The organism is Citromicrobium bathyomarinum (genome assembly GCF_021021475.1).
Lineage (GTDB): Bacteria > Pseudomonadota > Alphaproteobacteria > Sphingomonadales > Sphingomonadaceae > Alteriqipengyuania > Alteriqipengyuania bathyomarina.
Genome location: NZ_JAINWL010000003.1, coordinates 321393 through 340576, shown reverse-complemented (window position 1 = coordinate 340576; position 19184 = coordinate 321393). Strand labels below are relative to the sequence as shown.

General features: G+C 65.9%; 23 protein-coding genes. 5 read left to right on the top strand and 18 right to left on the bottom strand.

Annotation, left to right across the window (positions count from 1 at the left end; genetic code table 11):
* The 10 genes from K7H93_RS13305 to K7H93_RS13260 form a co-directional block, all read right to left on the bottom strand.
* Complete coding sequence (locus K7H93_RS13305) at positions 1-990, bottom strand: alpha/beta fold hydrolase (RefSeq protein WP_230784023.1); 990 nt, start codon at positions 988-990, stop codon at positions 1-3.
* Positions 987-1988, bottom strand: coding sequence for an SO2930 family diheme c-type cytochrome (locus K7H93_RS13300; RefSeq protein ID WP_230784022.1), 1002 nt, complete (start codon positions 1986-1988; stop codon positions 987-989). The genes K7H93_RS13305 and K7H93_RS13300 overlap by 4 nt, the downstream gene beginning before the upstream one ends.
* On the bottom strand, positions 1985-3190 hold the full coding sequence (locus tag K7H93_RS13295) for a parallel beta-helix domain-containing protein (protein WP_230784021.1): 1206 nt from the start codon (positions 3188-3190) through the stop codon (positions 1985-1987). The genes K7H93_RS13300 and K7H93_RS13295 overlap by 4 nt, the downstream gene beginning before the upstream one ends.
* 58 nt (positions 3191-3248) lie before the next feature.
* Complete coding sequence (locus K7H93_RS13290) at positions 3249-3602, bottom strand: hypothetical protein (RefSeq protein WP_230784020.1); 354 nt, start codon at positions 3600-3602, stop codon at positions 3249-3251.
* On the bottom strand, positions 3602-5053 hold the full coding sequence (locus tag K7H93_RS13285) for an NAD(P)(+) transhydrogenase (Re/Si-specific) subunit beta (protein ID WP_230784155.1): 1452 nt from the start codon (positions 5051-5053) through the stop codon (positions 3602-3604). Before K7H93_RS13285 ends, K7H93_RS13290 begins: the two co-directional genes overlap by 1 nt.
* 53 nt (positions 5054-5106) lie before the next feature.
* The gene (locus tag K7H93_RS13280; protein WP_230784019.1) at positions 5107-5391 is read right to left on the bottom strand and encodes an NAD(P) transhydrogenase subunit alpha part 2; all 285 of its coding nucleotides are present in this window, start codon (positions 5389-5391) and stop codon (positions 5107-5109) included.
* 121 nt (positions 5392-5512) lie between these two features.
* Positions 5513-6073 carry a fasciclin domain-containing protein gene (locus K7H93_RS13275; RefSeq protein WP_230784018.1) on the bottom strand — a complete coding sequence of 187 codons (561 nt, stop codon included), beginning with the start codon at positions 6071-6073 and terminating at the stop codon, positions 5513-5515.
* Positions 6074-6122: 49 nt separating this feature from the next.
* Entirely contained in the window at positions 6123-6488 is a 366-nt protein-coding gene (locus tag K7H93_RS13270) for a PH domain-containing protein (RefSeq protein ID WP_010238634.1), read from the bottom strand.
* A gap of 49 nt (positions 6489-6537) precedes the next feature.
* A complete protein-coding gene (locus K7H93_RS13265; RefSeq protein WP_230784017.1) occupies positions 6538-7662 on the bottom strand; it encodes an NAD(P) transhydrogenase subunit alpha in 1125 nt (374 codons plus the stop codon).
* Between the two features lie 4 nt (positions 7663-7666).
* Entirely contained in the window at positions 7667-7807 is a 141-nt protein-coding gene (locus K7H93_RS13260) for a hypothetical protein (RefSeq protein WP_010238636.1), read from the bottom strand.
* Between the two features lie 198 nt (positions 7808-8005).
* On the opposite strand from K7H93_RS13260, the gene K7H93_RS13255 reads away from it, so the two are divergent.
* The 3 genes from K7H93_RS13255 (at position 8006) to K7H93_RS13245 (ending at position 10840) form a co-directional block, all read left to right on the top strand.
* Positions 8006-9424 (top strand): sigma-54-dependent transcriptional regulator, encoded by a 1419-nt coding sequence (locus K7H93_RS13255; protein WP_054524737.1) that lies wholly within the window; start codon positions 8006-8008, stop codon positions 9422-9424.
* An 81-nt stretch (positions 9425-9505) separates the two neighbouring features.
* Entirely contained in the window at positions 9506-10021 is a 516-nt protein-coding gene (locus K7H93_RS13250; protein WP_010238638.1) for a hemerythrin domain-containing protein, read from the top strand.
* Between the two features lie 60 nt (positions 10022-10081).
* A complete protein-coding gene (locus K7H93_RS13245) occupies positions 10082-10840 on the top strand; it encodes an SDR family NAD(P)-dependent oxidoreductase (protein WP_230784016.1) in 759 nt (252 codons plus the stop codon).
* A gap of 4 nt (positions 10841-10844) precedes the next feature.
* Here the strand turns inward: K7H93_RS13245 and folP are convergent, their stop codons facing one another.
* The 8 genes from folP to K7H93_RS13205 form a co-directional block, all read right to left on the bottom strand.
* Positions 10845-11957: a dihydropteroate synthase gene (gene folP / locus K7H93_RS13240; protein ID WP_230784015.1), complete on the bottom strand. Its 1113-nt coding sequence runs from the start codon at positions 11955-11957 to the stop codon at positions 10845-10847.
* A 199-nt stretch (positions 11958-12156) separates the two neighbouring features.
* Positions 12157-12528 (bottom strand): type II toxin-antitoxin system RelE/ParE family toxin, encoded by a 372-nt coding sequence (locus tag K7H93_RS13235; protein WP_230784014.1) that lies wholly within the window; start codon positions 12526-12528, stop codon positions 12157-12159.
* Positions 12521-12772, bottom strand: coding sequence for a type II toxin-antitoxin system ParD family antitoxin (locus K7H93_RS13230; protein WP_230784013.1), 252 nt, complete (start codon positions 12770-12772; stop codon positions 12521-12523). The genes K7H93_RS13235 and K7H93_RS13230 overlap by 8 nt, the downstream gene beginning before the upstream one ends.
* Positions 12773-12803: 31 nt before the next feature.
* Positions 12804-13325 carry a hypothetical protein gene (locus K7H93_RS13225; protein ID WP_230784012.1) on the bottom strand — a complete coding sequence of 174 codons (522 nt, stop codon included), beginning with the start codon at positions 13323-13325 and terminating at the stop codon, positions 12804-12806.
* A gap of 175 nt (positions 13326-13500) precedes the next feature.
* Positions 13501-14652, bottom strand: coding sequence for a site-specific DNA-methyltransferase (locus tag K7H93_RS13220; RefSeq protein WP_276530714.1), 1152 nt, complete (start codon positions 14650-14652; stop codon positions 13501-13503).
* A 162-nt stretch (positions 14653-14814) separates the two neighbouring features.
* Entirely contained in the window at positions 14815-15741 is a 927-nt protein-coding gene (locus K7H93_RS13215) for a calcium/sodium antiporter (protein ID WP_230784011.1), read from the bottom strand.
* 78 nt (positions 15742-15819) lie between these two features.
* Positions 15820-16728, bottom strand: a complete 909-nt coding sequence (locus K7H93_RS13210; RefSeq protein ID WP_230784010.1) for an oxidoreductase — start codon at positions 16726-16728, stop codon at positions 15820-15822.
* Positions 16725-17363, bottom strand: a complete 639-nt coding sequence (locus tag K7H93_RS13205; RefSeq protein WP_230784009.1) for a ribonuclease HII — start codon at positions 17361-17363, stop codon at positions 16725-16727. The genes K7H93_RS13210 and K7H93_RS13205 overlap by 4 nt, the downstream gene beginning before the upstream one ends.
* Between K7H93_RS13205 and K7H93_RS13200 the strand changes: the two genes are divergently transcribed.
* Positions 17362-18561 (top strand): PQQ-dependent sugar dehydrogenase, encoded by a 1200-nt coding sequence (locus K7H93_RS13200; protein WP_230784008.1) that lies wholly within the window; start codon positions 17362-17364, stop codon positions 18559-18561. The two genes, K7H93_RS13205 and K7H93_RS13200, sit on opposite strands and share 2 nt — an antisense overlap.
* Positions 18562-18615: 54 nt before the next feature.
* On the top strand, positions 18616-19158 hold the full coding sequence (locus K7H93_RS13195; RefSeq protein WP_230784007.1) for a GNAT family N-acetyltransferase: 543 nt from the start codon (positions 18616-18618) through the stop codon (positions 19156-19158).
* The last annotated feature ends 26 nt before the right edge of the window (positions 19159-19184 follow it).

Genomic DNA, 19184 nt, shown 5'->3' with positions numbered 1-19184 from the left:
TCATTGCGCAGGCGACGGGCTTGCGGGGGCAGCGAAGACCTGCCGCGAGAGCCATTGCGCGACATAATCGGCGCTGCGCTGCGCCTCTTCCTCCTGCGGCAGATGGCCGATCCCGTCATAGACCACCAGCGTGCTGCCCGGCAGATAGCGGTCGTACCACAGCCCTGCCTCGACCGGGATCAACCCGTCCTCCTCGCCCCAGATGATCAGCGCGGGCGCATCGATTGTCGCCACCTCGTCTTGCGAAAAGCTGTTCCATTCGCCGGAGAAACGGATGCGCGTCGCATCGCGGTTGCCGGGATAGCGCAGCAATTCCCAATAGCGGTCGACCATCGCATCGCTGACGATGGCCTGATTGCTGACCGTCTCGCGCAGCGATTGTTCGATCATGGCGCGCGGGGTGATGTGGTTCATGATCCGGTTGACCACCGGCGTGCGGGCGATGGTGAAACCGATATTGCCCTTGCCCTCCTTGCGGATCGGCGCGCCTGCGGCATCGACCAGGATCAGCCCCTCGACCCGGTCCGGATGGGCGAGCGCGTAGGCGACAGCATGCCCGCCACCCATAGAATTGCCGCCGATCACGAAGCGATCGAGCCCCAGCCTGTCCGCCACCTCGTCGATATCCGACACGAAATTGGGAATCGAATAGTCGCTGTCCGGGTCCGGCCCGGTCAGCCCGTGGCCGATCTGGTCGAAGCGGATCACGCGGTAACGGCCCTTCAGCGCATCGACCCATGGCTGCCAGGTGTGCAGATCCGCGTTGGAGCCGTGGAGCAGGATGATCGCGGGCGCATCGCGCCGTTCGTTTTGGGGCCCCTCGTCGCGAAGATGGACGGTCACCCCATCGCCGATTTCGACGAATTGCGAGGGCGCGCCGCCATACTTGGCGCGCATTTCCGCCGGGTCGGTGTCGGGCGTGCGGAAGATGAAGAACGCCGCGACCAGAAGGACGACCAGCAGCAGCAGGATGCGCCAGACCCACTTCATGGCGCGGACATCCCTGCAATCCACCGCTCGACCAGCGCGAGGCCTTCCTCATGCACCGTCGCCTTGCCCAGCTCGGGCATGGCAACGCCCGGCTCCGCGCTCGCCATGCGATAGACCAGGATCGATGCTTCGGGGTCGCCGGGCACGATGTCGAATTCCAGCCCGCCCGATCCGCGCCCCGCAGCGACCGGGCGCTTGGCAACACCGATCGAGTAGGGATCGTCGGTCTCCCACCGCAGGTCGAGCCCGGAATTGGACGCGGTTGCCGCCGGGCGGTGGCAATGCGCGCAGTTGACGTCGAGATAGGCGCGCGCGGCAGCTTCCGGCTGAGCGCTCGCGCGATCCTCCCAGCGCGGCATGGTATCCGCGCCTTCGGGGACGGAGCCGAGGAAGGCCTGCAGCCACTCGGCGGAAAGGTTGCGCGCCTTGGGCCCGATCGGCGTGACCGCGCCCTGCAGCCCGTGGCATTCCTTGCACTGGTTCTTGTTGGGCACGCGGTAATTGATCTGCTCGCCATAGGGCGTGGTGACGGGCACACGCATACCCGCCAGCGCCAGCGTCGCCTCGGTCTGCGCCTCGTTCCACACATAGGGCAGCGCAATCCATCCGTCCGCCCGGTGGAGCAGCACCCGCGTCTCGATCAGGCGGCGATCCGCGCCCTCGCCGAAAGCGAAGGTCTTGATCAGCGCGCTGCCGACGGGGAGATCCAGCAGCGTCTGATCACCAATGCCGACCTCAGCCCCGTCGGGCACGTAGACGAAGCGCAGCTTCTCCGCCCCGTCCGAAAACAGCGGCATGTTGAGGCGGTAGGGCGTCACGCCCTCGGCCGGGGACTGCGCGGCGGGATCGCGGAAGAAGCCGTATTCGCTCAGCGTTCTTGGCAAGGCCGCACCGGTGATCGCGCCGTCGCGGTCGATCGCCGGTGCGGTGGCATTGGCACCGATGCCGACGCTCAGCGCCAGCGCGGCGCAGGCCAGCAGGAGAGCGGGCGTCCTCACGGCAGGCGCGCTTCCAGCGCCTCGGGTGCACCCCAGCCTTCGATGCTGATCGGCTGGCCGATCGCCGGCGCTTCGAGCGGGCCGGGCCGCGCAGCTTCGATGCCCGCACCCTGCTTGGGCAGGTTGACCGACCACCCGGCAAGGTCGGGATGGACCATCAGCGTGGTCATCTCGGGATCTTCCAGCCCGTCCCACATCACCGGCGGCAAGGCGCCGCCAAACGCGGCGAGCAGCTGCTCCGCTCCTTCGAACTGCGGATCGGTGCCGCCTTCATCGACGATGTTCCAGTCCACGCTGATCTCACGCGGGTACGGGTTGTATTCCGGGTCATCGAAGGCGAGCGGATAGGCGATGACCATGATCGGCGCGGTCGGGTTGTCGTAGAGCATGTTCTGCCCCACCCACACGGTATCGTTCGCCATCACCATGATGCCCGTGCCGCGCCGCACGCTGGCGACGATATTGCCCTCGGGCGCGAAGTTGGCGGTGGTGTTGTTCGCGACCAGATTGTTGCGGACCAGCACCTCGCCGCCGTTCTTCACCGGCAGGCCGGGCAGGTCGAACACCAGGATGCCGCCGGTATTGCCGGTCACGTAATTACGCTCGACGATCGCCTTGCGGCTGTTCTCGATCTCGATCCCGGCGACGTTGTAGCTGGCGAGCGAATTGCGCACGGTGATCCGGCTCGACTGGCCGACATAGATGCCCGCGTCCGACGCGCCCGACACCTCGCACCCGTCGATCAGCACGCCCGTGCTTTCGACCGGGTAGAGGCCGTATGCGCCGTTGGTGCTCGCCGGGCCATTGGTCCACGTCACGCGGACGCGGGAATAGATGATGTCGTCCGCGCCCTTGGACTTGATCCCGTCGCCCTTGGGGTTCTCGACCCCGAAATCGACCAGCGTCACACCGTCGCTGGTGACCAGCAGTCCCTCGCCCGAACCCTCCTGCGCGGTGAAATCGAGCACGCTGGCGTGCATCCCCGCGCCGCGCAGGGTCACGCCGTCGACATCGAGGCTGAGGCCGTCGGTCAGCACGAAGCGCCCGGCCTGGAGGAATATCTCGTCGCCCGGCTCGGCGAGGATCAGCGCCTCCTGCAACCGCTCCTGCGCGCCCTCCCCCGGCGCGACCGGAATGGTCTCGGCAAAGGCAGGCGAAGCCAGCGTGGCCAGCGCAGTGGCGGCCATAAGCGTGCGGATCATGTCTCTCTCCCTCTTATGCGTTGCATAGTGCCACGCATTGAGGCGAAGACAAGGGACTCTAAAGCTTGTCGAAAATCCCGCCGAAAGTGCACGCGGCGGCGGCGCGGATCGTCACTTCGACCGCCTCGGGATCGTCGACCCGGCGAATGCGATCGAGCGCGTCGCCCGCATTGCGCGGCAGTTTCGCCTCGCCTTCCTGCGGAGCGACCCGTTCAAGCTTGCGCAGCTGCTGGGGCGTCAGCCGTTCGGCCATGCGCGGGGCCATGCATTCGGCCTGGCTTTCCGGCACGCCTGCCTCGACCAGCGCGACACGGACGCTGTGTTCGGTGACCACCTGCATGCCGCCGCCCCAGTAGAGCCAGGCACCCACGCCCAGCACCACCAGGAGGACCAGCCCCAGCAGAAAACGCATCAGTCGAGTGCCTTGACGATCTCTTCGACCATCTTCTTCGCGTCGGACAGCAGCATGGTCGTCTGGTTCAGGTAGAACACGTCGTTGTCGACGCCCGCGTAACCGACACCGCCCATGGAGCGCTTGATGAAGAAGACCTGCTTGGCATTGCCGACATCGAACACCGGCATGCCGTAGATCGGGCTGGACTTGTCGGTCTTCGCCGCCGGGTTCACAACGTCGTTCGCGCCGATGATGAAGGCGATGTCGGCCTGCGCGAACTCGGAGTTGATGTCCTCCAGCTCGAACACCTCGTCATAGGGCACGTTGGCTTCTGCCAGCAGCACGTTCATGTGCCCCGGCATGCGGCCCGCGACGGGGTGGATCGCGTATTTCACGTCCACGCCCTTGGCCTTCAGCACGTCGCCCATCTCGCGCAGCGCGTGCTGCGCCTGGGCGACCGCCATGCCGTAGCCGGGGATGATGATCACCTTCTCCGCCTGCTCCAGCATGAATGCGGCATCGTCGGCGCTGCCCTGCTTGTAGGGGCGCTGTTCGCGCGCCTCGCCGCCGCCAGCCGCGCTGTCGTCTGCGCCGAAGCCACCCGCGATCACGGAGATGAAGCTGCGGTTCATCGCGCGGCACATGATGTAGCTGAGGATCGCCCCCGAGCTTCCGACCAGCGCGCCGGTGATGATCATCGCGGTGTTGCCCAGCGTGAAGCCCATCGCCGCTGCCGCCCAACCGGAATAGCTGTTCAGCATCGACACGACGACCGGCATGTCCGCCCCGCCGATCGGGATGATCAGCAGGAAGCCGATGGCAAATGCCAGCACGGCCACCGCGACGATCATCCAGCCCTCGCCCGGACCCGCCGTGGCGGACATCGCATAGGCCGCAATCAGCGCGATGATCGCAGCGAGCGTGCCGAGATTGATGATGTGCCGACCCGGCAGCATGATCGGCTTGCCGCCCATCCGCCCGGAGAGTTTCAGGAAGGCAATGACGGAGCCGGAGAAGGTGATCGCACCGATGGCGATGCCAAGCCCCAGCTCGATCCGGCTGACGGTCAGGATCTGACCCTCGGCATCCAGAATGCCGAACGCGCCGGGGTTCATCCACGCGGCCAGCCCGACGAGGACCGCCGCCATGCCGACGAGGCTGTGGAAGCCTGCGACCAATTCAGGCATCTGCGTCATCGCGATCTTGCGCGCGATGGTGAAGCCGATCAGTCCGCCGATCGCGATGGCGATGAGGATCTCGACGATATTGGCAATGTCGTGGGTGACGATCACGGTGACCACCGCGATCAGCATCCCGATCATCCCGTTGCGGTTGCCCGCGCGGCTGGTCGCGGGGCTCGAAAGCCCGCGCAGCGCGAGGATGAAGAACACCCCCGCCACCAGATAGGCGAGCGCAACCCAGGGATTGGTCGGGCCATGAGCGGCAGCGGTCTCGACCGCGTGGCTCATGCCGTAATCGGTACCGGGCGGCACGGCGAGCGGTTCAACGTCCCGAGGAAGGCTCATTTGCTGTCCTTCTTCTTGTACATTGCGAGCATCCGCTCGGTCACGGCGAAGCCGCCGAAGATGTTGATGCTGGCAAGCACCACCGCAGTAAGGCCGAGCCACTTGGCGACCGCGCTACCCGCTTCGGCGCTGGCAATCAGCGCGCCGACGATGATCACGGAAGAAATCGCGTTGGTCACCGCCATCAGCGGCGTGTGCAGCGCGGGCGTGACCGACCAGACCACGTAATAGCCGACGAAACACGCCAGCACGAAAATCGACAGGACGGAAATGAAGTCCATCTTAGAAACTTGCCTCCCCCGAGGACCAAAAACCGAATGGAAGAGGCTTATTGCAAGGCGCGCGGGCGCTGTCGATGGACAAAGGGCTAGGCTGACGGGATTTCCGGCGTGATTTGCCGAATCACCGTGCGGGCAGCAGCACCTTGTCGATCACGTGCATCATGCCATTGGCCTGATTGAGGTCGGCCATCGTCACGCGCGCAGTGCCGCCTGCACCATCGACGATCACGATCCCGTCGCCATCGACGCGGAAGGTCAGCGTGTCTCCGGACAGCGTCTGCGCCTGGTACGACCCGCCACCTTCCACGATCCGCGCAGCGAGTTCGCCTGCGTCGATCCGGCCCTCGATCACGTGGTAGGCCAGCGTGCGCCGCAGCGCTTCTTCGCTGTGCGGCGGCAGGTCGGTCAGCGCCGCGTCGCTCGGCGCGAAGATCGTCAGCGGCCCTGCCCCGTCCAGCGTCGCCCCCAGATCGGTCTGCTCGACCAGTTCGGCGAGCTTCGAGAAAACCTGAGCAGAGGAGATGTTCTGCGCGATGGTGGCGTTGGGATAGACCGGGCTCTCGCCGATCCAGGCAATGTCGTCCGGCGCGACGTTTTCGAGATCGACATCGTCGGCCAGGCTCGGCGCGCAGGCCGCAAGGGCGAGGATGGCCGGAGCGGCGAGGAGAGTGCGCATGTTCATGCTGCGATCCCTAGCCGATTGGCACGCTGCGGCAAATCGCGCACGCGCGCTATTCGACCAGGTTCATCCGTTTGGCGAGCAGCTTTTGCAGCGCCTCGGTATTGGTGAACTTGCCGACCTTGAACTCGATCGGTGGGTGGCCGGAGAGGAACACCGCGATTTCCGCATCGATGTCGATCGTGCCAGCGCTGGTGATCGAGAATGCCGTGATCGAGCGATAGGGAACCGTCAGGTATTCCTTCTTGTTGCCCAGTATGCCCTGCACATCGACATAGATCATCCGCCAGTCGGTGAAGGCGATCCAGTCGCGGATCGTGCGGAAGGCGAAATAGACCTCTTCCCCCTCCACCAATGCATGGCCGTGGTTGTCCACGAAGCCCTGCGGCGTGGTCTGGGTCTGGTTCAGAATCCCCATCGCAACCTTACCCCCCTCTTCAGCCCCCCGGCCTGTGCCCCAGTATGGCTCAGCCCGCGTCCTTCAGCCGCGCATTCACCACCTGACCGCCCTGCGTCAGCCGCACGGCATCGCCGATTTCCTCGTCCAGCACCGGCTCCCCCGCCTCACCGTCCCAGAAGGCGGAGAGGAAGTTGTACAGGTTGCGCGCGAACAGAGCGCTCGAATCCGGTGCCAGCTGCGCAGGCGTGTTGGCATAGCCCATGATGGTGACACCATGGCGGGTAACCAGCTCGTCCGCCACCGCGCCTTCGACATTGCCCCCTTGCGGGACGGCGAGATCGAAGATGACGCTGCCCGGTTTCATGCTGGCAATCTGTTCGTCGGAGACCAGCCGCGGTGCCGGGCGTCCCGGGATCAGCGCGGTGGTGATGACGATGTCCTGCTTCGCGATATGTTCGGAGACGAGCTTGGCCTGCGCAGCCTTGTACTCGTCGCTCATCTCGCTGGCGTAGCCGCCGCTGCCCTCGCCCTCGATCCCGCCCTCCTCGACGAAAATCGCCTTGGCACCGAGCGATTCGATCTGCTCGCGCGTGGCGGAGCGCACATCGGTGGCGGAGACCTGCGCGCCCAGCCGCTTGGCGGTGGCGATCGCCTGAAGGCCGGCAACGCCCACGCCCATGATGAAGACGCGCGCAGCCTGCACGGTGCCCGCCGCGGTCATCATCATCGGGAACGCGCGGCCGTACTGGTCTGCCGCGGCGATCACCGCCTTGTAGCCCGAGAGGTTGGACTGGCTGGAGAGCACGTCCATGCTCTGCGCACGGGTGATGCGCGGCATGAACTCCATGCTCAGCGCTTCATATCCCGCGCTGGCATAGGCCTCGACCCGCGCGCCATCGCGGAACGGATCGAACAGCGCGGCAACCTTCGCGCCGGGCTTTGCGCCGGCAAGCGCGGCGGGATCGGGCGCCTGAACGCCGAGCACGATGCCCGCGTCCTTCACCACCTCGGCCGCCGGGCCAACGCTTGCACCCGCATCGCGAAAAGCCGAATCGGCAATCGCGGCGGTCTCTCCCGCGCCTGCCTCGACCGAGACTTCGGCGCCGAGTGCGATGAACTTCTTGGCGGTTTCCGGGGTCAATGCGACCCTCGTCTCACCCGCCGCCTGCTCCTTGAGGACCGCGATCTTCATGCGGTCAGGGCGCGATCAGCAGCACGACGATGAACACGATCAGGCAAATGATCGGGATCGCGAACTTCAGGCTTCCCATGAAGCGTTCGTACGTGTTGCGAGCCTTCTCGATATCCTTGGTAACGGCTTCGTTTTGTGCGGCCATGGCGCGTAAATTCTCCGGTTGAGGCGCTAGTCGCGGCAGGGTCTATCCTCGCCCCCCGCCATTCTCAAGCTCTTGCTGCTGTGCACTATCGCATGAGCGAGGGAAACTAGCCTTAATCTGGTCTTTACCGCCGTCGGGTAGACCAGCGCCCTGCACCGCAACGGGACACATTCCCTTGCACAGGCATGGCGGGGAAAAATGGCCGATCACGAAGAACGCTTGCTAATGCTGATCGACGACGAGCCGGCGCAGAGCCGCCTCGTCACCGCGCTCGCCGCCCGCGACGGCTGGCGCACGCTCGTCGTCAACGATGCCGAAACCGCGATTGCCACGCTGGGCACGCGGCAGGGCATGCAGCTGTCTGCCATCATCCTCGACCAGTGGGTGCCAGGCGATGCCGCGTGCGACCTGATTGCCGAACTCAAGAAGCGCCGCCCCGCGCTGCCGATTCTGATGCTGACCACCAGTGCCAGCCCGCTGCTGGCGGTCGAGGCGATGCGCGCCGGGGCGACCGACTATCTGATCAAGCCGGTCGCGCCCGAACGGCTGATGCGCGCTCTGCGCAGCGCCACCCGGGTCGAGGCGAGCCGTAACGAGCTTCAGCCGCTGACCGAGAAGATGCCTGCGGTGCTCGATTTCGACGCAATGATCGGGACCGACCCGATCTTCCGCATCGCGCTGGCCCGCGCCGCCAAGGCCGCGCGATCGCACGGCCATGTGCTGATCGAGGGCGAGAGCGGCACCGGCAAGGAGATGCTGCTGCGCGCGATCCAGGCGACCAGCCCGCGCGCCAAGGCCCCCTTCCGCCTCGTCAATGTCGCCGGGGTGCCGGTCAACTCGATCGAATCGGCGCTGTTCGGGCACGAGAAAGGCGCCTTCGCCGGGGCGTTCGAGAGCCAGATGGGCGCGCTGCAGCATTGCGACACCGGCACGCTGGTGCTCGACGAGATCGACCGTCTTTCCGCCGATCAGCAGGCTCGCCTCGCGACCACGCTGAACGAAGGCATCGTCCGTCCGATCGGCGCGACGCACGGATTCCGCATCGACACCCGCCTGCTTTCCGCGAGCAATCGCCCGCTGTCCGAACTCGCCGCGAAGGGCCAGTTCGACCAGGACCTGCTCGCCGCGATCTCCGCCACCCGGATCAGCCTTCCACCGCTGCGTGAGCGCCCGGGCGACATCGCCTCTCTGGCCCGCCACTTCCTCGCCCGAATCGGCGACGAGCCGGGGCTGCGCCACCTCAGCCTGGCCGACAGCGCGCTCAATTTGCTGTGCGCCTATGACTGGCCGGGCAATGTCCGCCAGTTGCAGGCGGTCCTGTTCCGCGCCGCAGTATTCTGCGATGCGGAGATGCTGACCAGCAGCGATTTCCCCCAGCTTTCCGAACTGATCGGCGAGCAGGCCGGGAGCGGCCACCACGTGCAGGAAGCGGTCGGCGTGATGCTTTACACCGATGATGGCAACCTGCGCCCGCTCGAAGAGATCGAGGCCGATGTGATCCGCCTCGCCATCGGCCATTATCGCGGACGGATGACCGAGGTTGCCCGCAGGCTCGGCATCGGGCGCTCGACGCTGTACCGCAAGCTGAGCGACCTCGGGATCGACAACGCCGCCTGACGGGCTCCGTGCCGGCGGAACCCGGCACGCCATTTCCCGTTCTCTGAGCGTAATCTCACGCCGGAAACAGGAATACCCCAGATGGATATCGTCGACTGCATTCTCGCCGACCACGACCGCCAGCGCCGCTGGTTCGCCGCACTGGACGAGGCGCGCGACGATCTCGAATCGGCCGGAAAAATCTTCAACCGCCTGCGCGACCATCTCGAAGCGCACGCCATGGCGGAAGAGAAGTACTTCTACCCCACCCTCCTCCAGCTCGGCAAAGGCGCGCTCGATTCCGACAGTGCGGACGAGACCACCGAAGACGCGATCGACGATCATAACAAGATCGCCAACGCCGCCGATGCTGCGCTGAACGAAGAGGTCGGGTCGGACGCCTGGTGGAAATGCGTCGACAAGGCGAACTACCAGAACAGCGCGCATCTTTCCGAAGAGGAACGCCAGGGCCTGACCGATTTCCGCCGCCGGGTGCCGCTGGAAAAGCGGATCGCGCTGGGGATCAAGTATCTCGCCTTTGAAGCGGACCACGTCACGAATGTGGAGCGGGAGGAGAAGGATCCGGACGCCTACATCGAAGAAAACGAAGCGGCGTAACTCGGATGCGCCGATTGCCGGGGCATCGACAACGCGGCGTAACCCGCTAAGCCCCTCGGCATGACCGAGGGATATGACTTCACTAACCGCACCGCACTCGTCACCGGGGCCGCTTCCGGCATCGGTGCCGCGTGCGCCCGCTGGCTCGATCGCAACGGCATCGGCAAGCTGGTCCTGATCGATCTCAACGGAGATGACTTGGGCAAGCTGGGCCTCTCGTGCGAGGTCGAGAGCCACCAGGCCGACGTTGCCGACGAGGGCTTCTGGAAGTCCCTCGAACCGCAGCTCGACCGGCTCGACCACGCGGTGGTCAATGCCGGGATCGGCACCGGCGGCCAGATCGCCGATCTCGACTTTGCCGAGTGGCGGCGGGTGATGGCGATCAACCTCGATGGTGCCTTCCTCACGCTTTCCACTGCCCTGCGCGCGATGCGGAAGACGGGTCGTGGCAGCGCGGTCGTCACCGCGTCGATCACCGGGCTCAAGCCGGTGCCCGGCATCGGTGCCTATGGCGTTTCCAAGGCTGCAGTTGCGCACATGGCGCGGATCGCGGCGGCGGAGAACGCAGGCCATGGCATTCGCGTCAACGCCATCGCTCCGGGCGGGGTCGACACCGCGATCTGGAACTCGCCCGACAACGAAGCCCAGTTTGCCGAGCACGGGCGCGAGGCGGTGATCGCGCAGATGGGCAAGACCACCCCGCGCGGCCGCTTCGCCACCGCAGACGAGCTGGCACGCGACATCGGCTACCTCCTGTCCGACGCCTCCGCCAACGTCACCGGCACCGTGCTGACCAGCGACGGCGGGTACACGCTCTAACAACCTAGCCCGGTAAATCGCCGAAATCGGTCAGCGCGGCATCACGAAGCCCGCGCCACACGTCGCGCGCCTGCACGGTCTCGGGCACGTCGTGCACACGGAGCAGCTGCGCGCCCGCATCCATCGCCGCGAGAGCCAGTGCGATGCTCCCGCCGAGCCGCGCATCCGCCGCCGCCTCCTTGCTCAGCGCGCCGATCATCCGCTTGCGGCTCGCGCCGAACAGGATCGGCTGGCCGAGCGAGTGGAACAGCGGCAGCGCGTTGATCAGCGCGAGGTTATCGGTCAGCGACTTGCCGAAGCCGAGGCCGGGATCGAGCAGGATCTTCTCGCGCGCGATCCCCGCCGCGACTGCCGCATCGCGCCGTTCGCGAAGCGCGTCGAACACGTCGAGCACCACGCTCTCATACGTCCCACCCTCATGCAGATCATTGCCCGATCCCGGCGCGTGCATCAGCACCACCGGGCAGCCGGTCTTTGCCACGAGTTTGGCGGAGCGCGGGTCGTAGCGCAGCGCGGAGACATCGTTGACGATCCCCGCGCCTGCCTTGAGCGCCGCCTCCATCGTGCCCGCGCGGCGCGTGTCGATGCTGACCGCCGCGCCCATGCTGGCGGCGGCTTCGACTGCGGGGACGACGCGGCGGATTTCCTCTTCCTCCCACACCGCCTCCGCACCGGGCCGCGTGCTTTCACCGCCGATGTCGATGATAGAGGCCCCCGCCTCGACCATGGCGCCGATCGCCTCGCGCGTGCCCGCCGGATCGCCCACATGCTTGCCCCCGTCGGAGAAGCTGTCGGGCGTGACGTTGAGGATGCCCATCACCTGCGGCTGGTCGAGGCGCACGGTTCGCGCACCCAGCTCCAGCGCCGGATGCGCCATGCGCAGGTTGCCCCACTGCGCCTCCGCCTCGGCAGCCACGCTGTCGGGCAGCTGCCCAAGCACCTGCGCGATGCTCCCGGGCGAAGCACGCCAGCGTTCGACCACACGGCCATCGCGGCGGTAGATCACCGCAAAGCGGCTTGCATAGACGAGCCCGCCTGCGAGGCGGATCGCGTCCCCCTCTTCGCTCTGCGGCCCCGGCGCGAAGCCGATCGGGCGGATGTAGACGGTGTCTGTCATGCGCCCTCACCTAGCCGCTTTGTAGGGGATCTGACACACCTGACACACAGTCCTGGGGTCAAAAAGTGGCGGGGGGAACGAGCGCGAAATTCTGGGCGGAAGAAGAGGTGCACTGCGCATAGCGCGCATCCTTAGACCCAGCGCATCAAGTAGGACAGGCACACGCCGCCCCCTCGTCATCCCGGCCCCCGAGCCGGGATCAGGCTCCTTCTGCTGCGCGAAAAGAAGCGCGCCCCCGGATCAAGTCCGGGTCGATGGGGAGGCTTCGTGAGACGGCACTCGACAAATGCTGCTCGAAATCCATTCGGTGGTGGAGCACGCGGACAACCAGAATCACCTCTTCCGAGGGCTGGTAGAACACGACATGCGCCTGCTGCCGGATACGCCGCAAACCGGGCGCGAGTTCGTTCGCGCTTCGCCCCAAAAAGGGATTATCGAGCAGCGAGGCGAAGCATCTGGCGAACTGGTCGCGATACCTGCCCGCCTGCTCGATCCCGAACTCGGCAATGGTAAAATCGGCAATGTCGGAGAGATCGGCCGCCGCCTTTCGGGTCAGCCGCAGCTCATGCACGGGCGGCTGCGCGCCTCTCTGCCTCGGCCCAGATATCGTCGAGCGAGCGGTCGCTCACGCCGCTGTCCAGCCCCTCGGCAATCGCCTGCCGCAACCCGGAGAGCTTCTCCTGCCCCTCCTGATCGCGGCGGACGAGATCGCGGATATATTCGCTGTCGTTGGTGAACCCGCCCTCAGCAATCTGACGCTTGATCCACGCGTCCTGCGTGTCGCTGAGCGTGATGGTCTTGCGGATGGTGGCCATTGGGTGCTCCTGCTGGGAGCGATGTATCATACTATTGGTGCGGCAAGAAGTCCGGTGCGGTCACCCCACCGTTCCCCGTCCCAGTATCTCCAAGCCCGAGGCCTTCAAGCCTCTTCCGCATGTTTGCTTTGGTGTCATGTCCTATGACCAAGTCGGGATTGAGGGGATCACCGGGATTTACCCACTCGCGGGCACGGAACACGGTATCCCAGAAATTGCCACCCTGATGCAATCGTCCTAGCTCGGCGACGACATCGGCAGGCAACCAAAGCGAAAGCTCGAACGCCATTTTGTTCGCCCGCTCTGCCTCGTCCTCACTCATATCCTCCATGTTTTGCATGCGCCAAGCAAAAGCGAGATACTCAGCCAGTTGGCTCACCCGATCATGACGCGCAAGTTGCGCACGATGCTCTTCCAGAGCTCGGTCGAAGTGATGGGAGATGCGCCCCTTGACCAAAGTGGTTGCAACCACTCCGACAAGCCCACCAAACATTGTGCCAATGCCAAGTAATGCCGTGGATGCAAGCGGTGAGTTTAGCAGAAGCTGGATCATAAAATTGATGAATCGCCCGAATTCCAGGCTTTGTCTAGTACAAATTACCTTCTTCAAGAGAGCAAAGGCAAGCCAAGAGAAATCTCGTCACCTTGGCCTCCAAGCCGGGTGCAAGCTTCATTGACTTCGACCAAAGAAAGCACCCCCCCGGATCAAGCCCGGGGTGACGGGGAGCTCAATCCTCCGTCGCGAGCAGGTACAGCTGCCGCGCCGCGTCGAGCGCCTTCACCGCGCCCTCGTCCTCGAAGTGCCAGAAGGTCCAGCCGTTGCAGCTGGGGGCGCCTTGCAGGTCCTTGCCGACCTGGTGGATCGATCCGTTGAGCTTCTCGTGAACCAGCGACCCGTCGGCGCGCACGGTGGCGGTCCAGCGGCGCTGCTTGTCGAACACCTGCGTGCCCGGCTTGACGAAGCCCGCCTCCACCAGCGTGCCGAAGGCGACGCGCGGCGCGGTGCGCTTGCTCTGCATCGTGGTCAGCGCGCTTTCGTCGAGCGGCAATTCCTTCTCGATCCGTGCGCGCGCGACCTTGCGGTAGCTCTCCTCACGCTCGCAGCCGATCCATTCGCGGCCCAGCCGCTTGGCGATCGCGCCGGTGGTGCCGGTGCCGAAGAACGGGTCGAGCACCACGTCGCCGCGCTCGGTCGTGGCGAGCAGCACGCGGTACAGCAGCGCCTCGGGCTTCTGCGTCGGGTGCGCCTTGTGGCCGGCGTCGTCCTTCAGCCGCTCCCCGCCCGAGCAGATCGGGAAGGTCCAGTCGCTGCGCATCTGAAGCTCGTCGTTGAGCGTCTTCATCGCCCGGTAGTTGAACTGGTAGCGCGCCTTTTCGCCCTGGCTCGCCCAGATCAGCGTCTCATGCGCGTTGGTGAAGCGGGTGCCGCGGAAATTGGGCATCGGGTTGGTCTTGCGCCAGACGATGTCGTTGAGGATCCAGAAGCCCAGATCCTGCAGCGTCGCGCCGAGGCGGTAGATATTGTGATAGCTGCCGATCACCCACAGCGCGCCGTCGGGCTTCAGAACGCGTCGGCACTCTGCCAGCCAGGCCTTTGAAAAATCGTCGTAAACCTTGAAGCTGTCGAACTGGTCCCAGTGATCGGTCACGGCATCGACATGGCTGCCGTCAGGCCGGTTGAGATCGCCGCCGAGCTGCAGGTTGTAAGGCGGATCGGCGAAGACCAGGTCGACGCTGTTGTCCGGCAGGCGGCGCATCGCCTCGACGCAGTCGCCGTCGAGGATCTGGCCCAGCGGCAGATCGAGCTTGGGCGCGGGCGCGACCTTGCTGGTGCGTACCGCCTGCTTCGCGCGCGGCCTCGCCTTGGTTTCGACTGTCATGATGCGTGCATCCCCCAAAAACCTGTCGGCCGGGCGCCCTGAATGGCCCGGTCGAGTTATCCACAGGGGGACTCGATGAGTCCTCGGCGAGTCCCCGTCAAGTCATTCTTGGTAAATGCTTATGGTTAGGGTCGGGTAAATCCGCACCAACCCTTTGGAAAATCAGCTGAAAGCGAGTGCGGTATTGGCTGCGAATCCGCCCAGCATCAGCAGGCCGAACAGCCGACCGATCCGGTTCATGAAGCGGCACATCAGGACCAGCAGCAATGCCGAGGCCGCGCAGATCGGCCAACCGTACTGGAGCAGTTCGGGCGGCAGCGAGGTGCCCGACACGCTCATCGTCACGCCGCCGATCAGCAGCAGGTTGAAGATGTTGGAGCCCAGCACATTGCCCAGCGCCAGCTCCGCATGGCCGCGAAACGCGGCGACGGCGGAGGCGGCAAGCTCGGGCAGCGAAGTGCCCACCGCGACGATCGTCAGCCCGATCACCGCCTGGCTGACGCCAAGGTCGCTCGCAATATCGATCGCGCCGGTCACCAGCCAGCGTCCGCCGAGCACCAGTGCAACAACGCCCAGTGCGAAGAACAGCAGCGAGAGCGCGAAGTTGGAGGGGGCGGCGGTCTCCTCCGCCTCGGCCTCTGCCTGCGCGGGCGGATGGCGGTAACGCCACACGATATAGATCACCAGCGCAGCCAGCAGGCCGACACCGATGAAGGGCGATCCGATCCTGAGCCATGCGATCCCCCACACGATCAGGGTCACCAGCAGCGCGACCACGGAATCGCGCCGCCCTACGCCCGCGAGAACGATCGGTGCAACCATCGCGGCACCGCCCAGGATGAGCAGCGAATTGGCGATGTTGGAGCCGACGATATTGCCCCACGCGATCTCGGGCGAACCGCTCAGCACGGCCTGCACGCTGGCGACCATTTCGGGCATCGAGGTCGCCGCGCCGACGATCACCAACCCGGTGAACAAGGTGGACACGCCCAGCTTGTTGGCGATGCCCACCGCGCCGCGGACCAGCAGTTCCCCTCCCCCGGCAAGCGCGACGAGGCCGATGGCGATAAGGATCAGTGAACCGGTCATATGCGGCGGGGTGATAGCATGCCGCGCACGCCCGCATAGGGGCAATTGCGCAGCGCAGGGCCGTTTATCGCGGCGCCGTCAGGTCGCGGGCTGCAGGTGCGGATCGACCCCGGTCATGTCCTTGGAGATTTCCCACAGCCGCGCGGCGAGCAGCGGATCGCGCGCGGTCGCGGTCGCCACCGCCCTGCCCGATGTCGCACCTCTCGCCTCCATGAAGCCGTAAGGCCCGTAATAGTCGCCGCCCTGCGCTGCGGGGTCGGTGGCGGCCTGCAATGCGGGCAGCGCGCCCTGCTTCGCAGTGTTGAGCAGCGGCGCGGCGACCGGCATCACCAGCTTCGCCCAGCCGACCTGCCGGGTCAGCTCGGTCTTCGCGACGCCGGGATGGCACGCGATGCTGGCAATCGGCGATCCAGCCGCGCGCAACCGCCGGTCCAGCTCCAGCGCGAACATCAGGTTGGCAAGCTTGCTCTGGCCGTAGAATTTCTGGAGCCCATAGCCCTGCTCCCCGGAAAGGTTCTCGAAATCAATCGAGGCCGGGCGATGCGCGATGCTCGACTGCACCACCACGCGCGGGTTCTTGCCCTTGGCGAGCGCGGGCAGCAGCAGGCTGGTGAGCGCGAAATGGCCGAGGTGATTGACCGCGAAGTGCATTTCCGCCCCGCCCGTGCCGATCGCGTGGGGCACCCACATGATCCCGGCATTATTGACCAGCAGGTCGAGGCTTTCGATCCCCTCCGCCGCCGCGCGGACCGATGCCATGTCAGCCAGATCCAGCTCGACGATCTCGATCTCAGCACCCGGTGCCAGCTTCAGCAGATCCTGCCGCGCACTTTCCGCCTTGTCGCGGTTGCGACAGCCCATCAGCACCTTCGCGCCGTTCTTGGCGAGCATTTCCGCGATATGGAACCCGATGCCCGTATTCGCGCCAGTGACCAGCGCGGTGCGCCCGGTCTGGTCCGGAATATCGTCGAAGGTGAAACCGCTCATGCAAACATCTCCTGCTGGGCGACCGGTGCGAAACTGCGGCGGTGCAGCGCGCATGGCCCATGCTCCCTCAATGCACCGAGATGCTCTGCGGTCCCGTATCCCTTGTTCCGCTCCCACCCGTAATGCGGATGCTCGCGCGCGGCGGCGATCATCAGGCGGTCGCGCCATTCCTTGGCGACGATGCTGGCGGCGGAAATCGCAGGCTCCTTCGCATCCCCGCCCACGATCGCGCGCGCGGGCCAGCACCAGCCCTCGCACCGGCCCGAGGGGGTGAGGTTGCCATCGACCAGCACCATGTCGGGCGCGCGGCCCATCACCTGCGCCACCCGCTCCACCGCCAGCGTCATCGCCAGCATGGTCGCGCCGAAGATGTTGAGCCGGTCGATCTCCTCCGGCTCGATTATCGCGACACCCCAGGCGCAGCGCCGCCTGACCTGTTCGTCGAGCGCGGAACGCTTGGTCGCCCCAAGCTTTTTGGAATCGTCGAGCCCTGCCGGGCGCGGCTTGCACAAAGCGACCGCAGAGGCCACCACCGGGCCTGCGAGCGGACCCCGCCCAGCCTCGTCCACCCCGACGACGAGCGCACCGGGCGGGCATGACGCCACAAAATCGGGAAGAGGGTTTTCTGCGAACATGACCAAGAGCAAATTTCTGAGCGCCGTGCTTGCTACCAGTGCAGGCCTTGCCATCTCAAGCTGCGGCAATGCCGGCACGGGGGAGAACGCGGCGGCATCCGCCTCCTCCAGCCCCGAAGCCAGCCAGCCGAGCGAGACCGTCGGCCCCTTCGCGGTGCGCGATCTGGGCCGCTTCGACGAGCCGTGGGCCGCCGCCTTCGTGCCCGGCACGGGCATTATGGTGATTACCGAGAAGGCCGGAACGCTGGAAGGATATGACACCGAGACCGGCGAGCGGTGGGAGATCGCAGGCGCGCCGCAGGTCGATTACGGCGGCCAGGGCGGGCTTGGCGATGTCGCCTTCCTCGACAGCGAAAGCTCGGATACGCTGGGCACCCGCACGATCTACCTCAGCTGGGTCGAAGCGGGCAGCGACGATACGCGCGGCGCAGTGGTCGGGCGTGGTCAGCTTGTCTGCGAAACCCGCGCCGATTGCGCCGTGCAGGATCTGAATGTGATCTGGCGCCAAACCCCCAAGGTGACCGGGCGCGGGCATTACTCGCATCGCATCGCCTTCAGCCCCGACGGCAAATACCTCTTCGTATCCAGTGGCGAACGCCAGAAGCAGGATCCGGCGCAGGATACCTCCAACACGTTGGGCACGGTCGTGCGCCTCAATCTCGATGGCACCGCAGCGGCAGGCAATCCGCTCGCGGACCGGGGCTCGCCCAGCGACCAGATCTGGAGCTGGGGCCATCGCAACCTGCTCGGCCTGCAATTCGACAGCGCCGGGCGGCTGTGGGATCTGGAGCATGGGCCCGCTGGCGGCGACGAGCTGAACCACGTGCAACGCGGCCACAATTACGGCTGGCCGGTCAGGTCGGAGGGCGACAACTACAACGGCTCGCCGATCCCGGACCACACGCCAGACGATGGCTTCACCAAGCCCGCGATCGAGTGGACTCCGGTGATCGCACCGGGCGATTTCCTGTTCTACTCGGGCGACATGTTCGCCGACTGGCAGGGCGACGCGCTGATCGCGAACCTGAAGGAACAGAACATCGTGCGGGTCGACATGAACGGCACCAGGGCGACCGAAGCGGCGCGCTACGATCTGGGCGCACGCCTCCGGGAGATCGTCGAGGGGCCGGATGGCGCGCTCTACATCTTCGAGGATGGCGAGAACGCGCGGCTGCGCAAGCTGACGCCTGCGGGGTAAGCTGGCACTCGACAGGATCGACAGCGGGCGCGCTTGGTACTAACCGGCGCGCCCATGCCCATGATCGTACCCATCGACGCGGTTCCGGCCGCCCTGCACGAAAAACTGCTCGACGCGGTGTTCGGCGACGACCGGACCACGCGCACCGCCTATCGCATCCGCGAGGGGTTGCAGCATCTGGAAGGGCTCAGCTTCGCCGCGCTCGACGACGAGGAGTTTCTCGCCGGAACGATCGAGCTGTGGCCGGTCTCGCTGACCGATCCCGACGGGCGACAATATCCGCTGCTGATGGTCGGCCCGGTAGCGGTCGCGCCCAGCCGCCAGAACGAAGGCTATGGCCGCGCGCTGATGGCGGCCGCACTCGGCGCGATCGAAGGCCCCGCCACCCCCGAAAATCCGGCGCTGCCGCAGGTGCTGATCGGCGACCCGGAATATTACGACAAGTGGGATTTCACCGCCGCGCCGACCGCCGGGTGGGACACCCCCGGCCCGGTCGAACGCCACCGCCTGCTCGTGCGCTGCGCCAACCCCGCCGTGCTGCCCCCGCGTGGAATGCTGGGGCCGTGGCGGAACGAGAGCACGCAGAACCGCGTATAGAGGCTCTCGCAACCGGTCGCAGGGCC

Excerpts from the sequence above, each read along its gene's own strand:
- K7H93_RS13305 (WP_230784023.1), bottom strand. The coding sequence starts at position 990 with ATGAAGTGGGTCTGGCGCATCCTGCTGCTGCTGGTCGTCCTTCTGGTC.
- K7H93_RS13295 (WP_230784021.1), bottom strand. The coding sequence starts at position 3,190 with ATGATCCGCACGCTTATGGCCGCCACTGCGCTGGCCACGCTGGCTTCG.
- K7H93_RS13290 (WP_230784020.1), bottom strand. The coding sequence starts at position 3,602 with ATGCGTTTTCTGCTGGGGCTGGTCCTCCTGGTGGTGCTGGGCGTGGGT.
- K7H93_RS13285 (WP_230784155.1), bottom strand. The coding sequence starts at position 5,053 with ATGAGCCACGCGGTCGAGACCGCTGCCGCTCATGGCCCGACCAATCCC.
- K7H93_RS13280 (WP_230784019.1), bottom strand. The coding sequence starts at position 5,391 with ATGGACTTCATTTCCGTCCTGTCGATTTTCGTGCTGGCGTGTTTCGTC.
- K7H93_RS13275 (WP_230784018.1), bottom strand. The coding sequence starts at position 6,073 with ATGAACATGCGCACTCTCCTCGCCGCTCCGGCCATCCTCGCCCTTGCG.
- K7H93_RS13270 (WP_010238634.1), bottom strand. The coding sequence starts at position 6,488 with ATGGGGATTCTGAACCAGACCCAGACCACGCCGCAGGGCTTCGTGGAC.
- K7H93_RS13265 (WP_230784017.1), bottom strand. The coding sequence starts at position 7,662 with ATGAAGATCGCGGTCCTCAAGGAGCAGGCGGCGGGTGAGACGAGGGTC.
- K7H93_RS13260 (WP_010238636.1), bottom strand. The coding sequence starts at position 7,807 with ATGGCCGCACAAAACGAAGCCGTTACCAAGGATATCGAGAAGGCTCGC.
- K7H93_RS13255 (WP_054524737.1), top strand. The coding sequence starts at position 8,006 with ATGGCCGATCACGAAGAACGCTTGCTAATGCTGATCGACGACGAGCCG.
- K7H93_RS13250 (WP_010238638.1), top strand. The coding sequence starts at position 9,506 with ATGGATATCGTCGACTGCATTCTCGCCGACCACGACCGCCAGCGCCGC.
- K7H93_RS13245 (WP_230784016.1), top strand. The coding sequence starts at position 10,082 with ATGACCGAGGGATATGACTTCACTAACCGCACCGCACTCGTCACCGGG.
- folP (WP_230784015.1), bottom strand. The coding sequence starts at position 11,957 with ATGACAGACACCGTCTACATCCGCCCGATCGGCTTCGCGCCGGGGCCG.
- K7H93_RS13230 (WP_230784013.1), bottom strand. The coding sequence starts at position 12,772 with ATGGCCACCATCCGCAAGACCATCACGCTCAGCGACACGCAGGACGCG.
- K7H93_RS13225 (WP_230784012.1), bottom strand. The coding sequence starts at position 13,325 with ATGATCCAGCTTCTGCTAAACTCACCGCTTGCATCCACGGCATTACTT.
- K7H93_RS13220 (WP_276530714.1), bottom strand. The coding sequence starts at position 14,652 with ATGACAGTCGAAACCAAGGCGAGGCCGCGCGCGAAGCAGGCGGTACGC.
- K7H93_RS13215 (WP_230784011.1), bottom strand. The coding sequence starts at position 15,741 with ATGACCGGTTCACTGATCCTTATCGCCATCGGCCTCGTCGCGCTTGCC.
- K7H93_RS13210 (WP_230784010.1), bottom strand. The coding sequence starts at position 16,728 with ATGAGCGGTTTCACCTTCGACGATATTCCGGACCAGACCGGGCGCACC.
- K7H93_RS13200 (WP_230784008.1), top strand. The coding sequence starts at position 17,362 with ATGACCAAGAGCAAATTTCTGAGCGCCGTGCTTGCTACCAGTGCAGGC.
- K7H93_RS13205 (WP_230784009.1), bottom strand. The coding sequence starts at position 17,363 with ATGTTCGCAGAAAACCCTCTTCCCGATTTTGTGGCGTCATGCCCGCCC.
- K7H93_RS13195 (WP_230784007.1), top strand. The coding sequence starts at position 18,616 with ATGCCCATGATCGTACCCATCGACGCGGTTCCGGCCGCCCTGCACGAA.